Annotated in this window: 18 protein-coding genes and 1 other RNA gene; 5 read left to right on the forward strand and 14 right to left on the reverse strand. The window is 37.1% G+C overall.

Annotated features, from left to right (window positions below):
* Positions 1-29: 29 nt before the first annotated feature.
* The 11 genes from MKX96_RS19145 to MKX96_RS19195 form a co-directional block, all read right to left on the reverse strand.
* Complete coding sequence (locus MKX96_RS19145; protein WP_340886784.1) at positions 30-923, reverse strand: PucR family transcriptional regulator; 894 nt, start codon at positions 921-923, stop codon at positions 30-32.
* Between the two features lie 184 nt (positions 924-1,107).
* Positions 1,108-1,686: a TerD family protein gene (locus MKX96_RS19150; protein ID WP_340886786.1), complete on the reverse strand. Its 579-nt coding sequence runs from the start codon at positions 1,684-1,686 to the stop codon at positions 1,108-1,110.
* A gap of 40 nt (positions 1,687-1,726) precedes the next feature.
* On the reverse strand, positions 1,727-2,782 hold the full coding sequence (locus MKX96_RS19155) for a toxic anion resistance protein (RefSeq protein ID WP_169360220.1): 1,056 nt from the start codon (positions 2,780-2,782) through the stop codon (positions 1,727-1,729).
* 39 nt (positions 2,783-2,821) lie between these two features.
* Positions 2,822-4,435 (reverse strand): YceG family protein, encoded by a 1,614-nt coding sequence (locus tag MKX96_RS19160; RefSeq protein ID WP_340886788.1) that lies wholly within the window; start codon positions 4,433-4,435, stop codon positions 2,822-2,824.
* A gap of 15 nt (positions 4,436-4,450) precedes the next feature.
* On the reverse strand, positions 4,451-5,266 hold the full coding sequence (locus tag MKX96_RS19165; RefSeq protein ID WP_340886789.1) for an HAD hydrolase family protein: 816 nt from the start codon (positions 5,264-5,266) through the stop codon (positions 4,451-4,453).
* Positions 5,263-6,375 (reverse strand): cysteine protease StiP family protein, encoded by a 1,113-nt coding sequence (locus MKX96_RS19170; RefSeq protein WP_340886791.1) that lies wholly within the window; start codon positions 6,373-6,375, stop codon positions 5,263-5,265. The genes MKX96_RS19165 and MKX96_RS19170 overlap by 4 nt, the downstream gene beginning before the upstream one ends.
* Positions 6,365-7,732 carry a phosphoribosyltransferase family protein gene (locus tag MKX96_RS19175; protein ID WP_340886793.1) on the reverse strand — a complete coding sequence of 456 codons (1,368 nt, stop codon included), beginning with the start codon at positions 7,730-7,732 and terminating at the stop codon, positions 6,365-6,367. Before MKX96_RS19175 ends, MKX96_RS19170 begins: the two co-directional genes overlap by 11 nt.
* A complete protein-coding gene (locus MKX96_RS19180; protein WP_340886795.1) occupies positions 7,683-8,675 on the reverse strand; it encodes an HpcH/HpaI aldolase/citrate lyase family protein in 993 nt (330 codons plus the stop codon). Before MKX96_RS19180 ends, MKX96_RS19175 begins: the two co-directional genes overlap by 50 nt.
* 215 nt (positions 8,676-8,890) lie before the next feature.
* The gene (locus MKX96_RS19185; protein WP_169360186.1) at positions 8,891-9,466 is read right to left on the reverse strand and encodes a TerD family protein; all 576 of its coding nucleotides are present in this window, start codon (positions 9,464-9,466) and stop codon (positions 8,891-8,893) included.
* A gap of 16 nt (positions 9,467-9,482) precedes the next feature.
* Positions 9,483-10,094 carry a TerD family protein gene (locus MKX96_RS19190; protein WP_169360185.1) on the reverse strand — a complete coding sequence of 204 codons (612 nt, stop codon included), beginning with the start codon at positions 10,092-10,094 and terminating at the stop codon, positions 9,483-9,485.
* 276 nt (positions 10,095-10,370) lie between these two features.
* Positions 10,371-11,540, reverse strand: a complete 1,170-nt coding sequence (locus MKX96_RS19195) for a M20 family metallopeptidase (RefSeq protein ID WP_340886799.1) — start codon at positions 11,538-11,540, stop codon at positions 10,371-10,373.
* 175 nt (positions 11,541-11,715) lie between these two features.
* Between MKX96_RS19195 and MKX96_RS19200 the strand changes: the two genes are divergently transcribed.
* Positions 11,716-12,264 (forward strand): YhcN/YlaJ family sporulation lipoprotein, encoded by a 549-nt coding sequence (locus MKX96_RS19200; protein ID WP_340886801.1) that lies wholly within the window; start codon positions 11,716-11,718, stop codon positions 12,262-12,264.
* Positions 12,265-12,299: 35 nt separating this feature from the next.
* Here the strand turns inward: MKX96_RS19200 and MKX96_RS19205 are convergent, their stop codons facing one another.
* Together MKX96_RS19205 and MKX96_RS19210 are read right to left on the reverse strand one after the other, a co-directional pair.
* Positions 12,300-13,823 (reverse strand): solute symporter family protein, encoded by a 1,524-nt coding sequence (locus MKX96_RS19205; protein ID WP_340886978.1) that lies wholly within the window; start codon positions 13,821-13,823, stop codon positions 12,300-12,302.
* A 5-nt stretch (positions 13,824-13,828) separates the two neighbouring features.
* Positions 13,829-14,221, reverse strand: coding sequence for a DUF485 domain-containing protein (locus MKX96_RS19210; protein WP_169360182.1), 393 nt, complete (start codon positions 14,219-14,221; stop codon positions 13,829-13,831).
* 804 nt (positions 14,222-15,025) lie between these two features.
* On the opposite strand from MKX96_RS19210, the gene MKX96_RS19215 reads away from it, so the two are divergent.
* Positions 15,026-18,862, forward strand: a complete 3,837-nt coding sequence (locus tag MKX96_RS19215) for an AAA domain-containing protein (RefSeq protein ID WP_340886805.1) — start codon at positions 15,026-15,028, stop codon at positions 18,860-18,862.
* A gap of 2 nt (positions 18,863-18,864) precedes the next feature.
* Complete coding sequence (locus MKX96_RS19220) at positions 18,865-19,614, forward strand: hypothetical protein (RefSeq protein ID WP_340886807.1); 750 nt, start codon at positions 18,865-18,867, stop codon at positions 19,612-19,614.
* Between the two features lie 155 nt (positions 19,615-19,769).
* On the opposite strand, the gene MKX96_RS19225 is transcribed toward MKX96_RS19220, so the two are convergent.
* The gene (locus tag MKX96_RS19225; protein ID WP_340886809.1) at positions 19,770-20,576 is read right to left on the reverse strand and encodes a S1C family serine protease; all 807 of its coding nucleotides are present in this window, start codon (positions 20,574-20,576) and stop codon (positions 19,770-19,772) included.
* A 121-nt stretch (positions 20,577-20,697) separates the two neighbouring features.
* Here MKX96_RS19225 and ssrS point away from each other — a divergent pair.
* Both ssrS and MKX96_RS19235 read left to right on the forward strand, forming a co-directional pair.
* Positions 20,698-20,892: non-coding RNA, 6S RNA (gene ssrS / locus MKX96_RS19230), on the forward strand.
* A gap of 284 nt (positions 20,893-21,176) precedes the next feature.
* Complete coding sequence (locus tag MKX96_RS19235; protein ID WP_340886812.1) at positions 21,177-21,914, forward strand: LysM peptidoglycan-binding and 3D domain-containing protein; 738 nt, start codon at positions 21,177-21,179, stop codon at positions 21,912-21,914.
* Positions 21,915-22,298 lie beyond the last annotated feature (384 nt).

Raw genomic sequence — 22,298 nt, forward strand, 5'->3', positions numbered from 1 at the left:
AGGTTTCTAGAAATATATTGTGCATGTTGTTATTCATAGTTTACGAGCAAGCTGGCACAATAAACAATGAGTGCTCCACCAAAATCACGGACGGATATACCTGTGATTTCCTGAAATTTAGATAATCTATAGTGAAGTGTGTTTCGGTGAATATGTAATTTTTTTGAAGTGATAGAGGCGTTGAAACCATTTTCGAAAAAGGCACGGACGGTTTGCAGTAGCTCCATGTCAAATTCAATTGGAATTAACACTTCTTGGTGAATAATTTGTCTCAAGCTTTCCGACATTTCATTAGTCAAGATGGTTGGAAATATGCTTTCTAGTGTATAAATTCGTCCTGGAAAATAATTACCGATTCCTTTGGAAAACCATTCTCTTTCTAAAGCATAACGGGAAGGTGTTTGTTCATCAACAGAATAGAACTTTCCGATAAAGAGTTGGGCTTTTATAAAAAAATCACTTTCTAAAGCTGAGATAAAAGAAGCCAGGTCCTCTGGAGACTGAATATAAGTAGACTTCTGTTCAATCAGTAAAGCATTGTTTGGGGCTACGAATACAAGCTGGACAGCATCCTCGAAAAACAATTGAACGGCCTTGGCTAAGTCTGTATTTTGAAAGCTGTTACTCTTTATCACAAGCTGTATAATACGAATTTTCTTGCCAGCCTCAATAGGTAGTTCACCAGATCCTTGAAGAAAACGAGTCCATCTCTCAGAAAGCGAATAATCAGAAGGCGACGTTAAATCTACTACTGTGTAGAAGGAAGATAGTAGCGAAAAATCTCGAGAAGATACTTCATTCTTTCTTATTTGTATCCACTGATTGCTAGACGGATCATGAAAAGTATGAACGTCCTTTTCTGTGTTATTTGGGTATTCTGAAAATTTATGATAGGAAGGAAAGAGTGAAGATAAATCTTTCATTATATTTGAACTCCTTTCTCATGAATCATCTTTCTGGAACGGGGGTAGATTAGTATGCAAAGTGCACATCTATACATATTTATCAGGTATTAATAGCTCAAAATAGAAATCTCCCAAGTTTCATATGAACTCGAGAGATTTCAAATTTTATGCAGGTTGATTGGATGACGGGAAAAGAAATTGATTAGCTAAGTCCAAACTCTGTTATTAAAGAGGCTAATCCACCTTGGAACCCACTTCCAATAGCATTGAACTTCCACTCATTCCCATGTCTATATATCTCACCAACAACAAGAGCTGTTTCAATAGAAAAGTCTTCTCCTAAATCGTATCGAACGATTTCTTCATGCGTCTCATCGTTTACAATACGGATAAAGGCATTAGAAACCTGACCAAAGTTCTGATTTCTAGAATCTGCATCATGAATAGTAACGGTAAAAACTACTCGATGCACGCCGTTAGGTACTTGTTGAAGGTTAACTAACAATTGCTCGTCATCGCCATCGCCATCACCTGTACGATTATCTCCAGTATGAACTACGGAGCCATCCTCACTTTGAAGATTGTTATAGAAGATGAAGCTTTTGTCACTTAGTGCCTTCCCGTTTTGGTCAACTAAGAAAGCTGAGGCATCTAAGTCAAAGTCGTGACCTCCGCTATAGCGATTAGTATCCCATCCCAATCCGACCATGATTTTTGTTAATCCAGGGTTTGTTTTTGTAAGATCAATCTTTTGTCCTTTTGAAAGGTTTATAACTGACATTCAAATTCCTCCTCTAAATTATTAAATATGAACTGTAATTTTATTTCCTCTGACCGTCTTCATATTTCTTTTGAAGCTCTTCTAATCGAAGACGACCTTGTTCTCTCATTTTACGATTTTCATCTTCAATCGCCTTTGTTTCGTTCATCCCACGCATAATCGTTTCCCACGTTTGCTCAATCGTTTCAATTTTAATACTAGGTTGACCTGACATTCTGGCGATATCTACACTTTGCCTAGAAATGTCATTCGCATTTCTCAACAGCATCTCGTTTGTTCGACGATCCAATTCACTCATCGATTGGGCAACCAAGTTTTGTCGTTTTGCAGAAATAGCATTAATGAGCCCCGTTTTAAATATAGGAATTGTAGTAACAAAGGCCGAATTTATCTTACCTATAAGCTTAGTATTCCCGCGTTGCAGCATTCGGATTTGAGGGGCAGACTGATAAGCAACTTGTTTAGCCATTTCTAAGTCATAAATTCTTTGATCTAGTAGCTCAATGGCATTTTGAAGGGAATTCAAATCCATTAAAACAAGCTGATCGCCTCTCTCTGCTTTTTCCTGTAGGGCAGGGAGCTGCTGGCGTAACTGGTTAAGCTTTAATTCACCTGCAACAATATATTTCTCTAGCTCCATGAAATAAGTGAAGTTTTTATCGTAGAGTTCTTCTAACGTTTGAGTAGAAGCTTTCATCTCTTTTTCATATTTCGTAATTTCAATAAAGACTTTGTCTATTTCTTTCCCCATTGTTTGATATTTATTGAAGAGCTTTTCAATTAGCTTCTCACCCTTTTTGAACACCTTGCTCAATAGAGATGGCTTTTCTACAAAATCTTTTTTATCGAACTTATCCATAATTTTACCGAGCTGTTTTAAAAGCTCACTGGATTCTTCCATACTACTAGATTTGATAGTGTTTAAAATTCTTCCTGTAAAAGCAGAGATTTCGTTTGCTGGCTCGCGACCAAACTCTAACAACTCTACTTGGTTTTTAGGATCAATTTTCGCAACCAATTGTAAAACCTGAGGATCTCTCTTCAATTGTGTTTTGAGTTCATTGCTTTCCTCTAAAAGCTGTTCCTTTTGGTCCATTTCTAATTTTTCTAGTTCCAAACTACTTCAACCCCTATATCATCTAAATTTTTTAAAAATCTTACTTACAACATTCTCTTCTTTAAAGGGCTCATTGAAGGATCTATCATCCATCCAGTGCAGATTAAACATTCCTTCTTGAACCCATTTTTCTATATCCAAATGTCCTTGCGGATTTACCAATATAATATCTAAACCAAGATGATGCATGATGCATAGAGCGTTTGCATCTGCTCTACTCAACTCGGGTCCTTTTTCTTCGTTATAAAGGAAGATAGTTGGAACAAATTGAGGGTAATCAAATGTTTGAAACAGACGGATAACAAAATCAGGTATAAACATTGATTGAGAGAACGCATATAATTGTAATTCCTCATTTGTTTCGTTTCCCTGAGGGATAAGAATTGGGTCACGCACATGCTTAGCAATCGCTTCACCTATCGCTGTTTGTGTACCTGAAGGTAGTTTACCATACGTCCACCAATTAGAAGTTTTCATAATCTCTGGATCTAACATTCCGTCAGAGTTTAAAGCATTTCGATAATGAAACACTGGATTTGTCTTTTGTTCCTTAGTAAATGGAAATTGACGAATCACATGGGTATCCTCTCGAGAGGTTAAGGAATGCACGTTGTTCCAAAAGCGCTTTCGATTGCGGTCTATTCCCATGTATTTAGCAAAAACGACGGGAATAGTTACTTGCTGACTGCTTACTTGAAAGTGAGGTCGGATCATTGCTCGTTCTTTAGCTATTAAGAATGCTTCATCCTCGGTAGTTTTTAGCCTTAAGGAATTTATCGAATATGATTTAAATTGAAAGGGCTTATAAAGACCTGAATCATCATGATGTAAGAGTTCATTTATTTCTTGAGTAGCTCTAAAAGCAACTGTACCAGCAATTTTAGGCATCTCATTTGGAAATTCACTTGGCTTGCCTGCTATTTTGGGGAATTTAAAGGAATGTTCCTCATCTATTCCAAGCATTTGCATTGGCCAGGATTCATCGCAGGGATTAAATATGACGATATGAAATCCATAAGCTCCTAAAAACTTTAGAAACCATCTCTCACTAGGAGTAGCATCACCGTACCAGAGAAAGCCGGGCAGACCAGTTTGAAAGTCTAACTTCTCTAAAACAGGCTCGACATGATTGAATATCCATTTAATCAGATCAATTGTAATCCGTCGGTACTCGTGATGCTGGGTCCCTTCCGTATAGTTAGATTGGAGCTGTTTTAATAAGTCGATTAAAACAATCCTTATACGTCTGTTTAAATCAGCATCCTGGAGTTTTGGAAGTAAAAAATGACCTTCCAAAAAGGCAACCATCCGATTCGGAGACAATCCTTTTTCCTGTCGATGAATTTCAAAAAGCTGATTTATGGCACGTAATTTATCAGCTGCAATATTTTTGTTAAGAGAATTAGTAAGATTAATCAGCTTACCACCGGAATCATTTAGTTGTGTATGCAAAATAGTGAAATATTCATCTTCATCCATAGAAACACCAATATATTGGCATAATAACTGAGGATATGTCAGGCTATCTTGATCGACAGTCACCATGCTTGGATCTTCTAAAGAGTTTTTTAGCCATTTCCCAATTTCAGATGAATCCCACGACTGCATCCTTATTGGATTTAACTTCACCATGGGTTTTGCCTCCTATTAATACATATTATAACAAATGTTATGAACTTTTTTTATTATTTCCTCACCTGCCAATACACCAGATTGATCGGTTACTTGGACGTGAGGCGGGAGGTGGGATTTATTTAAAATAACTTCTCCATGCTGAGGGATGAAACCGTAATCAGCACTCAAAACCATATCTAAATCTAATAATGAATCACCTGCTGCAATTACTGTTTCTGCCTCTATACGATCAGATACAAACTCGAGTGCAAGAGATTTGTTAATACAATTAGGCATTACGTACAACTTTCTTCCTTGTTTAGACAAGGTGAAGCCTTGCTTGTAAAAGAGTTGGGATAGGTCTTCCAAGTCCTCAACTGTAAATCTCTCCTCATCTATAATCATATACACAAACCAGTTCTCTGCCTGTAAGGATTTTAAGACGGAGCCTCTTTGAATATAAGGTTCAATCTGTGAGAGTACGTGAGAGACAGAGGTACAGTCGTTCTCAAGCTGTACCTCTATTTTATCAGACCATTCCGGAATAGGCTTACCATTTTCTAATATTACAGCTCCATTGGAGACAATGGAGTACGTCGGTTTCTCCTGAGGATTATACAATCTAAACAAACGTTCATATTGTTTGCTAGTTCTAGTTGTGACCGGCAAAAATTCAATGGAAGAGGAGAGTTCTTTAAAAATTTCTAGTCCTTCCTTGGTCATGAATGCTGCCGGATTGTTCTCACGCCACTCCACTATGGCTAAATCTTGTTCATTTACTTCGAGACCTCTAGATTTTTTACTATATATTAGTGTTCGATCTAAATCACTCGCAAATAGAATAGTCATATTAATTCCTCCGATTCTATAAGCCCAATAGCACGGTAATAAAGGTCAGGGATTATTTCAATAGGTATATTTTTTTCTTGGCATAAGCTTAAAATATGCTTAACAGCTTCATCATTTTCATCTCTTAAGAGAATTTTATGAGGTTTCCTTCTTAATAACGTTCTAGTCGTTTCCCCAATACTAGGCTTTACTTTGGTGAGGTCAGAGTTTTTGTAATATTTGTGTGCGATTTCTTGAGCTACCTGCATGCCTGACCAGGTTCTTTCGTTCTTAACAGGGAATTTATTGAACTGCTTTAGGATATTTTCCTCTTGAGCAGAAAAATGAGCAGTTATTTGATCGACAAAAGAGTTGGACACATCCTCATCCTCAAGCTCCGCGTAATACTTGGCCCCATGAAAATCTTCTGATGACTGATAGGCGTTATTTAGAATAGTTCTACTGATTAATCCAGATACAGTAGAATTTAAAAAGGCATTAGGTATTAGAATATCTTCTCTTGTGCTATATAACGTTGCACATCCACCAGGGTCGGAAAGGACTGCAAGGTCATCGTTTAAGTGAAGACCTTGTTCATTCAATTGTTGAACGGACTTGGTCAACTCATTTTGAATGGCACCTTTTCCTGTCCAACCATCTACAAATTGTAAGTGATGGTTAGGGTATAAATCACGCACTGTTTTTATAGCATTTTCGTCAATCCCTTTTCCTCTTAAGATGGATACGCTAAAATGTGGCCAGTCTAAGCCTAAAAAAGTATGAGCATATCGTCTCATTAAAATTCCTACTGGGCTACCTGCGCGTGCCAAGGAAATGATGACGACTTGATCGGTTCCTGCATATTTGTGGACGCGTCTAGTGACAATGCCTACTAATTGAGCTATATAGCTAGAAAGCTGGTTCATAGCCTGATTGTATAAACGAAGATACTCTGGAGAGGGTCGATATTCTATAGGTAAGGACTCAGAGTAATGATGCCCTAAAGAAAATGCCTTTTCTCGATTATCTATGTTCGATTCAATTTGAACTTTGGACATATCCTTTAGTAAGAAGGTAATGTCTTCTGGTGAGTAACTAGTTTTAACTAAGTGATCAGTCTTAAGCATCATCTAATCCCCCTCTGTTAGCTGGCGATGTAAGGGATAACCATGTGACCGATCCTTTGCCGTGTAAATAGTTTAGTAAGGGAGACCAGGTTTCTTTATTTTTAACAGACTCTGCAACTACTAAGATTTGCTCAAATTCATGTTCTGCAACGTTATATAAGTATTGTTCCACATCATTTGAATCAGGCAAAATAAATTTACACTTACTTTTAATTGGATAGTGTTCTTCGTTTTTTGCAAAGATTGGGCTTCTAGTCGTTGTTTGGATCTTGGTATGTTTACCTAGTGCGAGAGCAATACGGCTTGGAATATATATGTTTTCTCCTATGCCTATTACAAGCGTTGGTTGATCTCTATCTAATTTCAGCTTTTCAAGTAATTTATGTATCCAGTCGTCCATTGCGGCATGGTTTTCACTCGTCAGGCCAAATCTACCAGTGAGAGTGCTATAAATTGCATGTTCGCTAAAATAGGGCGTGGTGCACTGAGAGGGGATGTCATCCTCTAAAGAAACATGAACTTCTTCTCCACCTTTTAGGTAAGGTATGGCTTCCTCGTTGATGGTAGCTGTATTGTGTAGAGTGAATTGACCAGAAAGAATGGAAATTATTTCGGCATGAATCCCATTTTGTTTCATTAAGTCAGTAAAGTTGTTTATATTTTCTACACTTCTCCAATCCAGAATAGACAATATTTTAAACTGCTTTTTTGGGAACTTTTTATTTAAGGATATAATTAAATTGGAAAGTGTGAGGCCAGAGGTTATTTCATCATCGATAAGTACAATCGTTTCCGCTTCCTTCAACACGTTCTCTGAAGCATATACTCGGTGAGAGGTAGCATGAGAATGCTCTTCTTCAAAAACAAAAGAAGGAGAGAGATTGATGATTTCTTCACGCGTAGTATGAATATACTGAGCCTTATCAAAATGATTAAAAACAGCATGACCTAAGCCGGTGGCAGTTTCTGCGAAGCCTATAAAGACAGTATTAGTCGGTAATTTAACCTTATATTTTAAAGAGTTAAGGCTAAGCGTGCGGTCTGACTGGCCGGAATCAATCATTTGAATAATATCCATTAACTGTGGATGAGCAGGTAAACCTTCATTTTCCATTAACATAGAAGCAAGAACAGTCCCAGTTCCTAGTGAAAGAGAAGGGGCTACTGGTAAGTGCTTCCCGAGCAGGCGACTAATAAAGAGAAATTGTCTTTTTTTATTTATTCTTACTCCCATTTCAAAAAGCTTATCTGGATTAAGGTTGTACGGATTGTTTTGAACATCAATGGTTAGCTTTAAATTTCCATGTAAATTATATGTTCTTGATGTAGCCGATAAAGTCGTGTGTGGTAACATTTTCATTTAGCACCCCATATATTTCTGCTTGCGCCAGTATTTTTACAGCCCAACTATAATGAGGTTTAACCTCATTCATTTTATTTTTTGAAGGGCTACTTAAAATTCCATTATTTCCATATCTGTTTCCAACGATTATACTAGCGTCGTCAAACGTCTCCTTAGAAACAGGATAGACAGCGTTAACGATATCTACTTGGCTTGGATGAATGCACGTTTTACCGTAAAAGCCATTCAAAAGGTCTAGTTGAACTTCTTCCCATAAGATGTCCTTACTTTTATCATCAAAGTATTCAAATACCGGACCTGAAATTATAAAGTTATCCTCATAGCGTCTAAACGTGTTTAGAATTTCTGTTAAACAATCTCCAATTAATTGTAGCTCGTAAACAGTTCTATTATAGGGCCGTCTAAGGCTAAAAAGGCTAGAGAAGTCAGTTGCCCCAACTCTAATAGTTAATATGAGACGTTCGTAATTCAAGAAAATCGTATAGAGCTTTTGGAGCTCCTCTTGTCGAGACTCTTTATAAATAATCTCTTTTGATTCAATAATAGGCAAACCATATAGCGTAACGGATCTTGCTTGATTTAAGGAATCCAAGCATGAAAAGAAATCATTAGCATTAGTAGAATTACATTTAGGGAAGACTATACCCGTGATAAGGTCTAAATCATTACCTAACTGACTAGCAATTCTCTGTAACTGGTCTACGCTTCGAATTCTTATAAATAGGAGGGGCAAATCATACTGTAGGGTAGCATTTGCGCTGATTGCTTCAGCTAAGGTGTGCAGTTGTTCTACTACATTGTTTTCGGCTTCTGTTAGCGCGTTATCTGAAATAGAATCCTCTAAACACATAATTACACTAGTAAGATTTTCAAAAGACTTCTTGATTAATTTTGAAGAAAAATTACTCATTAGGCCAGGAATATATAAAGTGGCACCCATAGCAATCCCCAATTTTAGCTTGTCTGTCGTTTTTGAAAATTCTTTAGGAGGGAGATGAAAAAAATTATTCACTTCATTTTCATTTAAACCCTTAAAATGTCTGATGGTAAACACTCCTTGAAAGAAGAAGGGGCTATAGGTCACCCAAGTTCTATTAAATATACTCTTTGTAAAAAAAAAGCAAGGAGAAAACCCTTGCTTTAGAAAAGATTTAACTAGTTTAAGCCAAAGTCAGAAACTAAAGCTCCTAATCCACCTTGGTAGCCGCTACCAATTGCATTAAATTTCCACTCATTATTGTGGCGATATAATTCACCTACAACAACTGCCGTTTCAATTGAGAAATCTTCTCCTAAATCGTAGCGAATTAGTTCTTCCTGAGTGTCTGCATTGATAATTCGTACGTATGAATTATTTACTTGACCAAAGTTTTGACCTCTAGCCTCTGCATCATGAATAGTAATGCTAAAAGCAATTTTTTCAATAGAACTTGTAACGTTTGCAAGGTTTATATTAACTTGCTCATCATCGCCATCGCCTTCACCTGTACGATTATCTCCTGTATGAACAACTGCTCCATTACTACCTGAAGTATTGTTATAAAAAATAAAATCAGCCTCAGATGCACATTTTCCACTGCTATTTAATAAGAAAACGGAAGAGTCAAGGTCGAAGTCGTTTCTGCCGTCATATTTGTTTGTATCCCAGCCTAGACCTACAATAATGTTTGTTAACCCTGGATTACCTTTAGTTAAGTCTACCTTTTGTCCTTTAGATAAATTAATAGCCATGTTTATATCCCACTCCTTATAAGTATTTGTTTGCTATAGATGAAATATCGGTGTCTGCTGTACCTTCTCCAATAGCCGAGAATTTCCACTCTTCACCATCGCGATATAGTTCCCCAAGGAAAAGTGAAGTTTTCCCAGAATAATTATCAGAAAGATTATAGTGCACTAATTCTTGTCTTGTATCGTTGTCCACTAAACGAATAAATGCATTTTTTATCAAGCCAAAATCTTGTTTTCGTTGTTTTGCTTGGTAAATATTAACGACAAATAAAAGTCTATGAACAGAACTTGCAACTGATTTAAGGTTTACGTTAATTACCTCATCGTCTCCGTCACCATCTCCGGTACGGTTGTCACCCATATGTACCACGCTGCCATTGTTAGAAGTTTTGTTTCCAAAATATATTAATTGTTGTTTGGAAGATAACTTTCCATTTTCGTTTAAAAGTAGAACTGAAGCGTCACAGTCTATAGCAGCGCCACTAGAACCACCGCCAAAAAGACTACCTAAAAAACCACCGCTTTTTTGACTTACTGGATCCCATCCAAGTCCTACCATGACACTTTTTAAAGAAGACCTACCTTTAGTAAGATCAATTTTTTGTCCTTTTACAAGATTAATAGCCATTGATAAACCTCCCAAAATTTCTTTATTTAATTAATTTTACGTAACTACCGCTTAAATAGTTTCATTAAGTAATAAAATTTTTATCGTTATTCATACTAATATATTTTAACGTTTTATATGGGAAATTGGAAATATATAAGCCGATATCAGAACAAAGACTGTGACAATTTAAATTCGGTTTCTGCTTTCTCCTGAAGTTTCTGGCAGGATCTATTAGCTACTATCATTAGCTACGTTGGAAGTAAGGTGCAAGTCAGGTGTTGGTGCATCCGAGATCTATTGCTTTTGATAGAGGATAGCCGCATGCCCTAACGTTTTGGCTGCTGTTAGCATAGCCTTTTCGTCAAAGTCAAACATCGGACTGTGATGTGGATATACATCTCCTTCGGGCATTGCACCTGTGAAGAAAAACGTTCCTGGAATCTGTTCTAGATAGTAACCATAATCTTCACCGATCATTAAAAGGTCTGATTCCTGTACTTCTTTTACATCTGGGATCTGTCTTGCTATTTCAGCAAGGTATTCGGTTTCTTCTTTATGGTTAATAACTGGTGGGTAGCCTCTTTCATAGGTGAGTGTATAAGTACAACCAGCAGTCAGACAAGTTCCGTCTAACACGCGTCGTAACTCATTCTCCATTAAATCTCTTACAGCAGGAGTAAACGTTCTAATGGTTCCGCTCAATTTAACCGAATCAGCGATAATGTTAAACGCATTGTCGGCAACAAATGAACCGACAGAAAGAACCGCCGACTCAACCGGATTGACTCTTCTTGAGACAATTTGCTGCAAATTAACTACTAGCTGAGAAGCAGCCAAAATGGCGTCTTTTGTGTCATGAGGATTAGCGCCATGACCACCGCGCCCTTGAATTTTGATAATAAACCGATCTGCTGCAGCCATAATTGGGCCGGAGCGATAGGCAATTGTGTGAAGGGGAGTTTGAGACCATAAATGCGTACCAAAAATTACATCTACGTCCTGCAAGCAGCCAGCTTCTATCATAGGTCTTGCGCCACCTGGTGCATATTCCTCCGCATGCTGATGTATAAATACGTATTCTCCGCTCAGTTCATCTTTTAACTCATGAATAGTACGGGCAAGAATGAGCAGTGTAGCAGTATGTCCATCATGTCCACAGGCGTGCATTACACCAGGTACTGTAGATTTATACGGAACTTCCTTCTCATCTTGAATGGGTAATGCATCAAAATCTGCACGCAAAGCAACCGTTTTCCCGGGGTGTGCCCCTTTGATTCTTGCCACAACACCGTTTCCGCCCACATTGGCGTCAAAAGGTATACCAAGTTGTAAGTAAAAGTTTTGAATATATTTGGCAGTGTTAGTCTCTTGAAAGGATACCTCGGGATTCATATGTAAATACCTTCTAATTGTTACCATGTCATTAAATCCTTCTTCTAATCTTCGAAATAAATCATTAGTCATCTTAAAAACACCTCTTTTATATATTTTTAATTAACAATTACTTCTAAAAATTATAACAGATAATAGAAAGTCTATTTTAAATTATTTAAATAATCTATTTTTTATTTTGGTGCATATTTTCTTACAGAACTCACATCATACGACTGTAATAATTTATTGAAAAGGAGAAAATAAAATGATAAAAAAGATGAAGATATTAATCGCTATTCTTATAATAGGGTTCTTAACAGCATGTGGAAATGATGATGCTAAGGATGACAAAACAACAGATACGACAACGGATACAACTCAAAATGGGAATATGGATCCTAATGCAACTGTTGATACTGGGAACGATGGGGAAATTGGTGAAGAAGAAGGAAAAGACGTTTCTACAAACGGAGATCAAAAGGTTGACGTAGCAGATGACGTGGCTGCAAAAATTGCAGAATTGGATGAAGTAGATGCTGCTCATGTACTAGTGACAGACAAAAATGCATATGTTGCTGTTAGAGCAAAAGAAGGAACAGAAGATAACGAGGAGTTAAAAACCCGTATATCTGAAAAAGCTAAAGAAGGTAAAGGAAATTTAAGTTTTGAGAACGTGTATGTATCTTTGGATCCTGATTTTGTTGGCCGTATGGAAGAGTACGGAACAAAGATTAAAGCAGGAGAGCCAGTTGAAGGATTCTTTGATGAGTTTACAGATACAGTACAACGTATATTTCCTGATACAGCTAAATAAAAAAGGCGAAGAGGTAATTCTCTTCGCTTTTTTTTCTATTTAAGACCGATATTTGCTTTGACATCGACCTCTGCATATTTCTTCTGGTCTGCTCTTGCTCCTATTAAGGTACCTATATATCCACCCAAGAACCCAGCAGGTACTGAAAAAATTGCAGGGTTAGTTAATGGGAAAAGAGCTGTACCATTAAATAAATGTGTACCATCTGTTCCCCAAAGGTTTGGACTTAAGGAAACTAATACTAGAGCAGTTACTAGTCCGGTGACAATTGCTGTCATAGCACCAGCGGTATTGAATTTTTTCCAATAGATGGTGTAGATGATCACCGGTAAATTAGCGCTAGCAGCAATACAGAATGCTAGTGAAACTAAGAACGCTACATTCATCGTTTGTGCTCCTAAGGCTAAAACAATAGATAGAAGTGAAACTCCAACAGAAGCAAAACGAGCAGCTCTCATTTGCTGTTTTTCTGTTGCTTTTCCTTTCTTAATGATTTGTCCATAAATATCATGGGCAAATGCAGATGCGCCTGATAGAACTAGTCCTGCTACTACTGCTAATATAGTGGCGAAGGCAACAGCAGATACGAAAGACATGAGAATGTCTCCTCCCAGTGCCTGCGCTAGTAATGGCGCTGCCATGTTTCCTGCTGAGTTTGCAGCCATAATGTCGCTAGCTCCTACAAAGTAAGCAGCTCCGAAACCTAGGAAAATAGTAAGAACATAGAAGATACCTACAATCCATGTTGCATACACCACAGAAGAACGGGCAGTTTTAGCATCTTTTACTGTGAAAAATCGCATAAGAATATGAGGTAAGCCTGCTGTACCTAATACCAATGCAATCATCATAGAAATTGTGTCCAAGCCATTCGTATATTTTACTCCAGGATTTAAGAAGTTTTCTCCTTGCTCTGTAACCGTTTTCATCTCAGTGAACATACCAAGGATATTAAAGTTGAATTTCCATAATACTAAAAACGAGATAAGGACTGTCCCAATCATTAACAATACAGCCTTAATGATCTGTACCCAGCTCGTTGCAGCCATTCCACCCCAAAGAACATAGATGGTCATCATAACACCTACGATTAGTACAGCAATCCAGTAATCAATGCCTAGTAATAATTGTATTAGTGCACCTGCACCCACAAGCTGTGCAATCATATAGAACAAAACGATGGTAATAGTGCTAATAGCGGCCGCCCCACGTACTTTCTTTTGATTAAAGCGTGCATTAATCATATCGGCTAGCGTATATTTCCCCAAATTTCTTAGAGGCTCTGCTACGATGTAAAGTACAACTAAATATGCTACTAAGTAACCTATACTATAGAAGAATCCATCAAAACCAAAAAGTGCGATAGCTCCGGCAATCCCGAGAAATGATGCAGCAGAAAGGTAATCTCCTGCGATGGCTATACCATTTTGCCAGCCAGACAAACCTCCACCGGCAGTATAAAATTCACTAGCTGAGTTAGTTCGTTTGGATGCAATGTATGTGACAAATAGAGTTAATGCTACGATTCCTACAAAAAATATTAGACCAACTGTACTCATGCCATTCATACATAATCACCTGCCTTTTCCTTTTCGATTATTTCTTCTGCATCCTTATCAAACCCCTCTGCTTTACGAACATAAATCATACATAAGGTCCAGGTCATGATGAATTGAGCAAGAGCAAAAACCCAAACCCAAGTTATATCTCCAATTGCTGGCTTGTTTAATATAGTTGTATAAGACGTTAAAATCGGTAAAGAAATATAAAATAGCAGAAAGAAAATCGTTATTGGAACGATGAAATTTCTTTTCTTCTTTTTTAAGGCAACAAATTCAGGGCTGTGTGCAATAGCCTCATAGTTGTAAAGTGGTGGTTCCTTTCCGCTTTTTTTCACTTTTTTAGAGGTTTTTTGAGGACTAGCAGGGTTTAATACACTTCCAGCTTTCTTTGGCATTTTCCTTCCTCCTTCAACTTTACTAGCTTTCTGAATATTAAGTTAGAAAACTGTATTTTAATAATAGGGAAAAATAATAAAAATTACAAACAAAAAATTATAATATTGTAATTATTTAGAAAATTATATTAATATAATACAACTATACCTTTTCAAAATATTTTGCTTGTCGACGTGTGTAGCGAGATGAACGATGCACTATAATGCGCGCCAGGGTCTTTAATTTATGGAATATTGTTGTAGGGTGTGGGGATGAATAGGACGGATAAAGTAAGTAAAGTGTATTTTAAAAAAACTTTGTTAAAGTTATTGGTTGATTTTGACTAACAATTCTTTTTTATATTGACTATAAACATTATAAAAGGGACATTCAAATGACTATTAAGATTATAAATAGATTATGAAATTGGGATTGGGTACAGTTTTTCGGCTTTGTTTATGCGATTAAATTTATAAGTACCTATCGATGCATGAAAGCCGTTCCCATTTATTGATTGGAGCGCCAGACGGCGACTCCTACGGGATAAGGGAGACAGATAAGACATCACAACCACGCGCGTAAGCGATGGGTGATGGCTTATCGCTCACCCCGAGGAAAGCGTCCGGCTGGGGCGAAAAATCAATTCTACTCTCTGAATCTAAGATTTCTTTGCATCATAAATCAATCCTACCCTTTAACATAGCCTAAAAAAATTACGACTTCTAAATTTAACCAAATCAAAATAGTAATTGACAATTTAAGAATTCCTTAAAAAATGCTAACATATATAAGTTGGACTAAAAAATCTAAAAGGAGGTCTGTTCATGAGTAATGTTTCAACTCTAGAAAAAACAATGCGCTGCAATTTAATGATGACTAATAATGCTCGCAAAGGAATACAGGAGTGGTCAGCTGATGAACACGACTTTTTTAATATACAAAAATCGTTTCAAGTTTATATTGAGAAACGTCCGGTTAATGCGCAAGGAAATATCTCGCTTTCCTTATACTTTGACAACATAGAGAACTTGCAGCTTACTGAAAAGCTGGATGGCAAGGTAGCAATAATGGACTGTGTACTACAAAACAATGGGTTTCTTGCAACTGGATTTCATGTACGCGGATCTCGAGTGCCGGTACAGACAAATAGAAGGCTACCAGTTAACCTGTCATTTGTTACGTCAAAAAATAACGGTGCTGGGTTACCGATACAGTTACATACAAAGATAAGAGAGTTACCTGTAGCAGAGGAACGCTCTGAATATGTGAAGAAACGGATATCAAGCTGGGAAGGTTATTTAAGAATACAGGAAAGAAATGCGGATATTGCAGATATAACTGCAAGCTTCTCTAAAATTATATTTAACGAAGATTTTAGTAGGATGTCATTAGTAGGCTGTGAAGTTAACGGTAACGAATGGAATAAATTAAGAGGGCTTAGCATTAGCTTCAAGGGTTACCAAAATGACATTGGTGATGTATTAAAAGCAAATAGAAATAAAAACACTATTGAAATAGAGCTAAGACCAAGGATTAGGGAAATGGCAAGGAAAAATAGTTTGAACCCTAAAGCTAAGGAAGTGGTTTTTAGTAATTTTGCAACCCTTAGTCAAATACGTCGACTACGAAAAGGTTTTGAGGATCTTCAGAATGGCTTAGCAGCAAATGCCAACCTTGAAAAAATTCTATTTGAAGATCGTCCTACCATTAGAATTACTAATAAACAAAAGGAACTGGAATTCCATAATAGGCTTAATGAGTTTCAACAGGAGGCAGTTGTTGGTGCCATGTCTGCAGAAGATTTATATGTTATTCAGGGTCCCCCAGGCACTGGTAAAACAACTGTTATTTCCGAAATATGTCAGCAGAATGCTAAAGCTGGACTTCGCACCCTTGTAGCCTCTCAGTCAAACTTAGCGGTAGATAATGCCCTTAGTAGATTACTATCTAACAAAGAAATTCGTATTTTACGGTTTGGTAGAACGGAGAGCATAGAGGAAGAAGGGAAAAGATTTATAGAAGAAAATGTGGGGCAGTATTGGAAGGAACAAACGCTTGCTACACTTTCCAATGTAATAGAGCAACATGCTTCTCAAGAAAATCTACTGAAAAACAGACTAAATAACATTTCCATAGAGACAAAAAGTCTTGAAGAGGAAAAGCAACGCTTAATAGAAGCTATTGAAAAGAAAGTCATTGCACAGACCGAGCATGATGAACGTAGTCAACAAATAAGAGCATTGAAAAAAGCCTTAGTTTCATTAAAAAAGGAACGTGAGGAAATTGAACTCACCATACAAGGTATTGGTCCTGGAGTTCAACAACTAGCTCAGGAATTAACGGCTATGGAGCAGTTCCTGGAAGCTAATCCTTCAATAGAACAAGTAACAGAACAAACGGAGCAGCTAACGAAGGAATTAGAAAGTATCCAAGATCAGATTTTGTATCAAAAATCAGTACGTTCTTTACAAAGAGCTCAACAAGAAATACAACATACGAGAGAACAGCATCAAAAATTTCAAAAAAAATTAGGGGCACTAGAAGCTCTAAAAAAAGAAATCCAAACAATCCGTAAGGTGGAGGAACTGAAGGGACGTCTAAAGCTATGTGGGATTGTTCCATCATTTCTTGTTAACCGTCAGATGGAAGAGTTGGATTTGTTAATTGAAAGCATAAAGTATTCAAGTGATTGGCAGGAGTTAAATGCTCGATTGAACTCAGCCATAGCATTTATAGAAAAACTGCTAAAAAAACATAAGTATCCTGTAGAGTCAGTCAAAAGCAATATGGGCAGAAGTGGTGTCGTTTTTGATTCTAACTACACGGTTAAAGAAATCCACCAATTTATGAACAGATTAAAGCATATTATGACTTCAGATGAAGAAGAGCTGACTACTGAGAAATTAGCTATTCTGCTAGAAGGACTTTATGTAAGAGAGAAATTTGTTTTAAAGCAACAAGCAAGCATTCAACTGTTTAAAAGCAACTCCATTACCAAGTATCAGGCTATCAAGGCCCAAGTTGCCACTGAATTGGAAAACGAGTTCAAAGCTATTAATAACCAAACAAGAGAGTTATTAATTGTTGGGACAAATCAAAAAAACCAACTTACCAATTTAGAGAAACAAATTAAGGGCATTTCCACTGAATCTGGAGACTTTGAAAGTCTTCCAACACAAGAGGCTCTTGAAACCAGCTTATTAGATAAACAAAAAAAGAGAGCAGTTCTGGATGAAACATTGGAGAAAGTATCTGTTTACAGTGCGAAGTTAGGTCACAAAAAGGCTGAATTGGAGAAGCTTAAAACTCAACTTCAGGAGCAAGAAGGTATTCTACAAAAAAGTGAACAAGAAGCTAAGATGGTAAATGCAGAAGGTCTAGACCAGGAAAAGCGCTTAAAGATTTTAGATGAAATCATACTCCAAAATCCAGAAAATGCACTAAAGAAATTGGAAGAGAGCTGCACGGCCTTAGAACAAGAAAGTGCGCAGATACACATTGAATTAGAGCGCCTACCTATAACTCAAACTCTTCAAACTGAATGGTTTTCTCTTTTACAGGAAGCTAACGATCATGACTTAGATGAGATAAGAAAGCTATATGTGCGTCATGCGAATGTCATAGGGACTACTTGTGTTGCATCTGCTAGAAAAGAATTTATGGAGAATTATCCAACCTTCGATGTTGTCATCATTGACGAGGTATCTAAAGCTACACCACCAGAACTCTTGTTGCCGATGTTAAAAGGAAAGAAGATTATTCTAGTAGGTGATCATCATCAGCTTCCTCCACTAGTTGGAGAGGATACGTTAGATGAAACTCTTCAGGCTATTCTTGAAGAAAGCGATAGCTTCGAAGAAAAAGAAGAGTTGAAAAAGTTGCTCAAAGAGTCTCTTTTCGAACGTCTCTTCAAAAATTTACCTAAGAGCAATAAGACAATGCTAGCGATTCAATATCGTATGCATGAGAGTATTATGGAAACTATTACGCCGTTTTATGAGGAAGAGAACTACAGGTTACAATGTGGCCTAACCGATTCTGATGCGATGAGGGACCATTTATTAGATTCTGAGATTGTCAAAAGAACCGACCATCTTCTATGGGTTGATATGCCTAATGAAAAACGATACTTTGAAGAACGTATGAAGGACGGTAAGAGTAGATTCAATCAAGCTGAGCTCGATTCAATTAGAAAGATTCTCATTGACTTGGACAAAGCTACAGAGAAAGCTAAGCAAGAGGGAAGAATGGAGCAACATGAAAAGAAAAGCATTGGAGTTATTAGCTTCTATGGTGAACAAGTAAAAAGAATTGATCGACTCATTCAACAGGAAATGAACTTAAAGCATTTGCATTTTAGAACTGGAACGGTAGACAAATTTCAAGGGATGGAAATGGACGTCATCCTTTTGAGCATGGTACGTAACAACCAGGACAAGAGTGGAGACATTGGATTTGCTAATGATTATCGTCGACTGAATGTGGCATTATCTCGTGCTAGAGAGCTGCTAGTCATAGTAGGTAGTGTGGAAATGTTTACGAAACGAGCTAAGCAAAAAAGCTCCAGAGAAATGTATGGTCGTTTAAAAACAATAGTAAAACAGAAGGAAGGCTTTCGTGATCCAGAAGTGATTGGACAAGGGAGTCGCATAGGAGTTTAAATATGCAATCATTACAAAAACGCTTAGAAAAAGAAATTTACCAAAATTCTAAGGTGAAAATAATGGAATCACTAAATTGGTGTGTTCCAGTCCATACAATTGAAGTTGAATATAAACGAGTGAAGCGTACAAAAATGGACGTACTGATGAAAATGATGTTAATCTCCTTTCAAAAAGCGAATATTAACACCTCTGCCCAACTTAGTGAATTGTTGATGGTGGAGCAGTTATTCATCGATGATTTAATAGAGGTCATGAGAAAATCAGGGTTAATAGAAAAAAGAGAAGCTAATATTGTACTAACGGCAAAAGGTAAACAACAACTGGAACAGGGAATCTTTGAAGAGGAGCAGGAACCTGGGACCCATAATATACTATTTAGTCCTACCCATAAGAATTTTCTCAGCGGAGATATAAAGCCTGCCTCAGAAGGTGAGGAGCTGCTCCAGGTGTATAGATACGCTAAAGATGAAAAAAAACTGGCTATAGAACAAGCAATTCTGTTAGACGCTTTACATCAATCTAACATTGAAGAACATGAAGGAGAGGAATTAATAATCATCTCCGAAATTATCTCATCTACTGAAATGTACATTGATGATATCCCATGCTTAGAATACATTATCTATAACGAGCAGGAGGACCTTTTTTTCGCAAGAGTATGGAATACTCTGACCGATCAATGGGATGAAGCGCTAGAAACGCAGTTAAATGAAAACGAACGATTGAGTTGGAGAGAGAAGTTTTTATAATCATTAAAAAAACTGAAGATGCCCCCAGAGTTTTACAAACCGTAAAATTCTGGGGGCATTGTTATTGTCTGTAGAGCTCTTTGCAACTGACTTAATTGTCACTAGTCATTGCATTATGTCGTGGATCGGATGATAATCAGCTTATCTAACTTAACCTATTTAGTAGTGGCCTTGTAATATTCCTCTATAGGTACAAACAGACCAACCTTACCATGGCTTTCATGCTCCAGGGTAGCAAAAACAATACCGATTACAAGTCCTTCTTGATTAAACACCGGACTTCCACTATTGCCTCTGTAAACAGGGGCCTCCATCATCATGATAGGTACATCCCAGTCACTTAATTGATAAGGTTCTATTAATGTTCCCTCATTGGCTATCCCTGTAAAGCGCAATGGATTGCCGATAAAGATGATGGGATCACCTTGCTTAGCTTCCATTTGCTCAGCTAAGGTTAAATACGGGAAGTCTTCATTGCTGGAGACTTGCAAAACGGCTAAGTCAATTTCAGGATAGGCTTCTATCACATCAGCTCGAAATCGCCCATCATCAGGGAAGCCGACAGTTATATTATTTTTGTCTTCGATTACATGATAATTGGTTAGAATGGTGCCGTTTTCTGTAATGGAAAATCCAGTGCCTTTACTATCGTCTGTGAGCACAACTACAACCGATTTCTTATACTCTGCTATATTCTCTTGAGCTGATAGGCGAGCTGACGTTTTGACGAATTCAATAGCTGGAATGGAGTAAACCTGCAAGATGATACCAAAAGTATTAACAAATAAGACCAATGCCATCAAGTAAAAGATCCACTTTGGAAATGGGCGCTTTCGTGTAGGAAGGTTTTTTTCCTCTTTAGCTTTGAGCAGTGCCTCAGCTTGTGCTTCCAAAACTAATTGTTGCAACTCTTCATCATCAATATCCTCTTCCCACTTTTCCTTTTTTCGATCATCAGGCATCTTACTCACATCCTTACTGATTGCAACTTGTACATCTATTATACATAAATGTTGTCTATTAATTGGTAAGATAAGAATTAATTTCACTTGAAATATGAGTACAAAAGGTTTAATATATGAATACAAGCTGCATTGTGCGTATGAATATTAAGTTTTAACCTTTATGCTGTAACAGGGAGTTTTATATAGAGCCGGAATGACAAGCTTCATTCTCTTTTAGACAATGAAGACATGCAAAGAAGGTATCTGCGAACACCCACTTTGAGGAGTGGTGGTTTAAAACTTTCATATAAGATACGGCAAAGGCGGCTTCCTAATAAGAATTTTATAGCAAGATATATAGACACCCTCACCAGAAATGGTGAGGGTGTTTTTTTGTGTTAAATAAAGAAAAACAATAGAGGGGAAATATGTAGTCGATAGCAAACGAATATGAGGGAACAATTAAAATTTTTAGAAAGATTTCAGCGAGTAGCCATTTGTAACATGCTGTTTTTTTCTGTCATAAATTTATTATCTCCCTAACACTATCCTGAAATACCTTTGTCATCTTAACATGTTAAGCTAGGGGTCGTTAGTGAAAAGGAGGAAATTCATTTTATGAAAAAACACATTGTAGCACTAACTGCTATTGCGGCACTATCAGTAGGAACAGCAGGACAAGCTTCTGCATCAAGTGTTCACACGGTAGAAAAAGGTGACACTCTTTGGTCAATTTCACAAGAGAATAACGTCAGTATAGAAAATATACAAGTATGGAACGATTTGGATTCAACAATTATATACCCATCACAACAATTACAGGTGGAGGAATCTACAGGAACTTATACAGTTGTTTCGGGAGACACTATCTATGGTGTTGCGCTTATGCATGGGATGAGCGTTACCGAACTAATGACAAGTAACCAACTTATAGATGACTTAATACACCCCGGTGATAAGCTAGTCGTTAGTGGAGATAAGGTGCAGCCAAAAGTGAGTGCATCTCAGAGTTCAGCTAATAGCTCAAGTATTCCAACCCCTAGTGAAACAGCAGCGTCAACGGATGTAAAAGAATTAACCGTAACCGCTACTGCATACACAGCTTCCTGTGAAGGGTGTTCAGGAATAACTTCTACGGGAATTGACTTAAATGCGAACCCCAACCAAAAAGTGGTTGCAGTAGATCCTACTGTCATACCTCTTGGTTCCAAAGTTTGGGTTGAAGGTTATGGAGAAGCCATTGCTGGAGATATCGGAGGCGCAATAAAAGGAAATAAGATAGATGTTTACATGCCTTCTTATGATGATGCGATTAACTGGGGTCGTCAATCAGTGACAGTTAAAATACTTGACTAAAGTTTTAAAGATGAACAAAAATATTATTTTATTGGTTAAAAGAGGAATATTATAGGTAGGTATTTGTTATTCGAAGGATAATAATTACACATAAAGTAATTTCAAACCCTTTTATTCCATATTAATAACTAAATGTAAATAATTACTAGTAAATAAAAATGCTCATAATGGGTATAATATTGGTATGAGAAACAGTTGATAGCTGAAGAAGATCTCCCTTCGTCTTTCTCATCCGATTTTATATAAAAAATCGGGCCCCACTGTTGAAGAAGTGGGGCTTTTTTTATATTAAAAATTAAAAAGATAAGTATAGAACGTGAATAATGAGCAAATATGAAGGGATAACGGATTGTGTCTATGTAGACAATTTTTCCAATCCTTATT

This window comes from Psychrobacillus sp. FSL W7-1493, from assembly GCF_038004905.1.
In the GTDB taxonomy this organism is placed as follows: domain Bacteria; phylum Bacillota; class Bacilli; order Bacillales_A; family Planococcaceae; genus Psychrobacillus.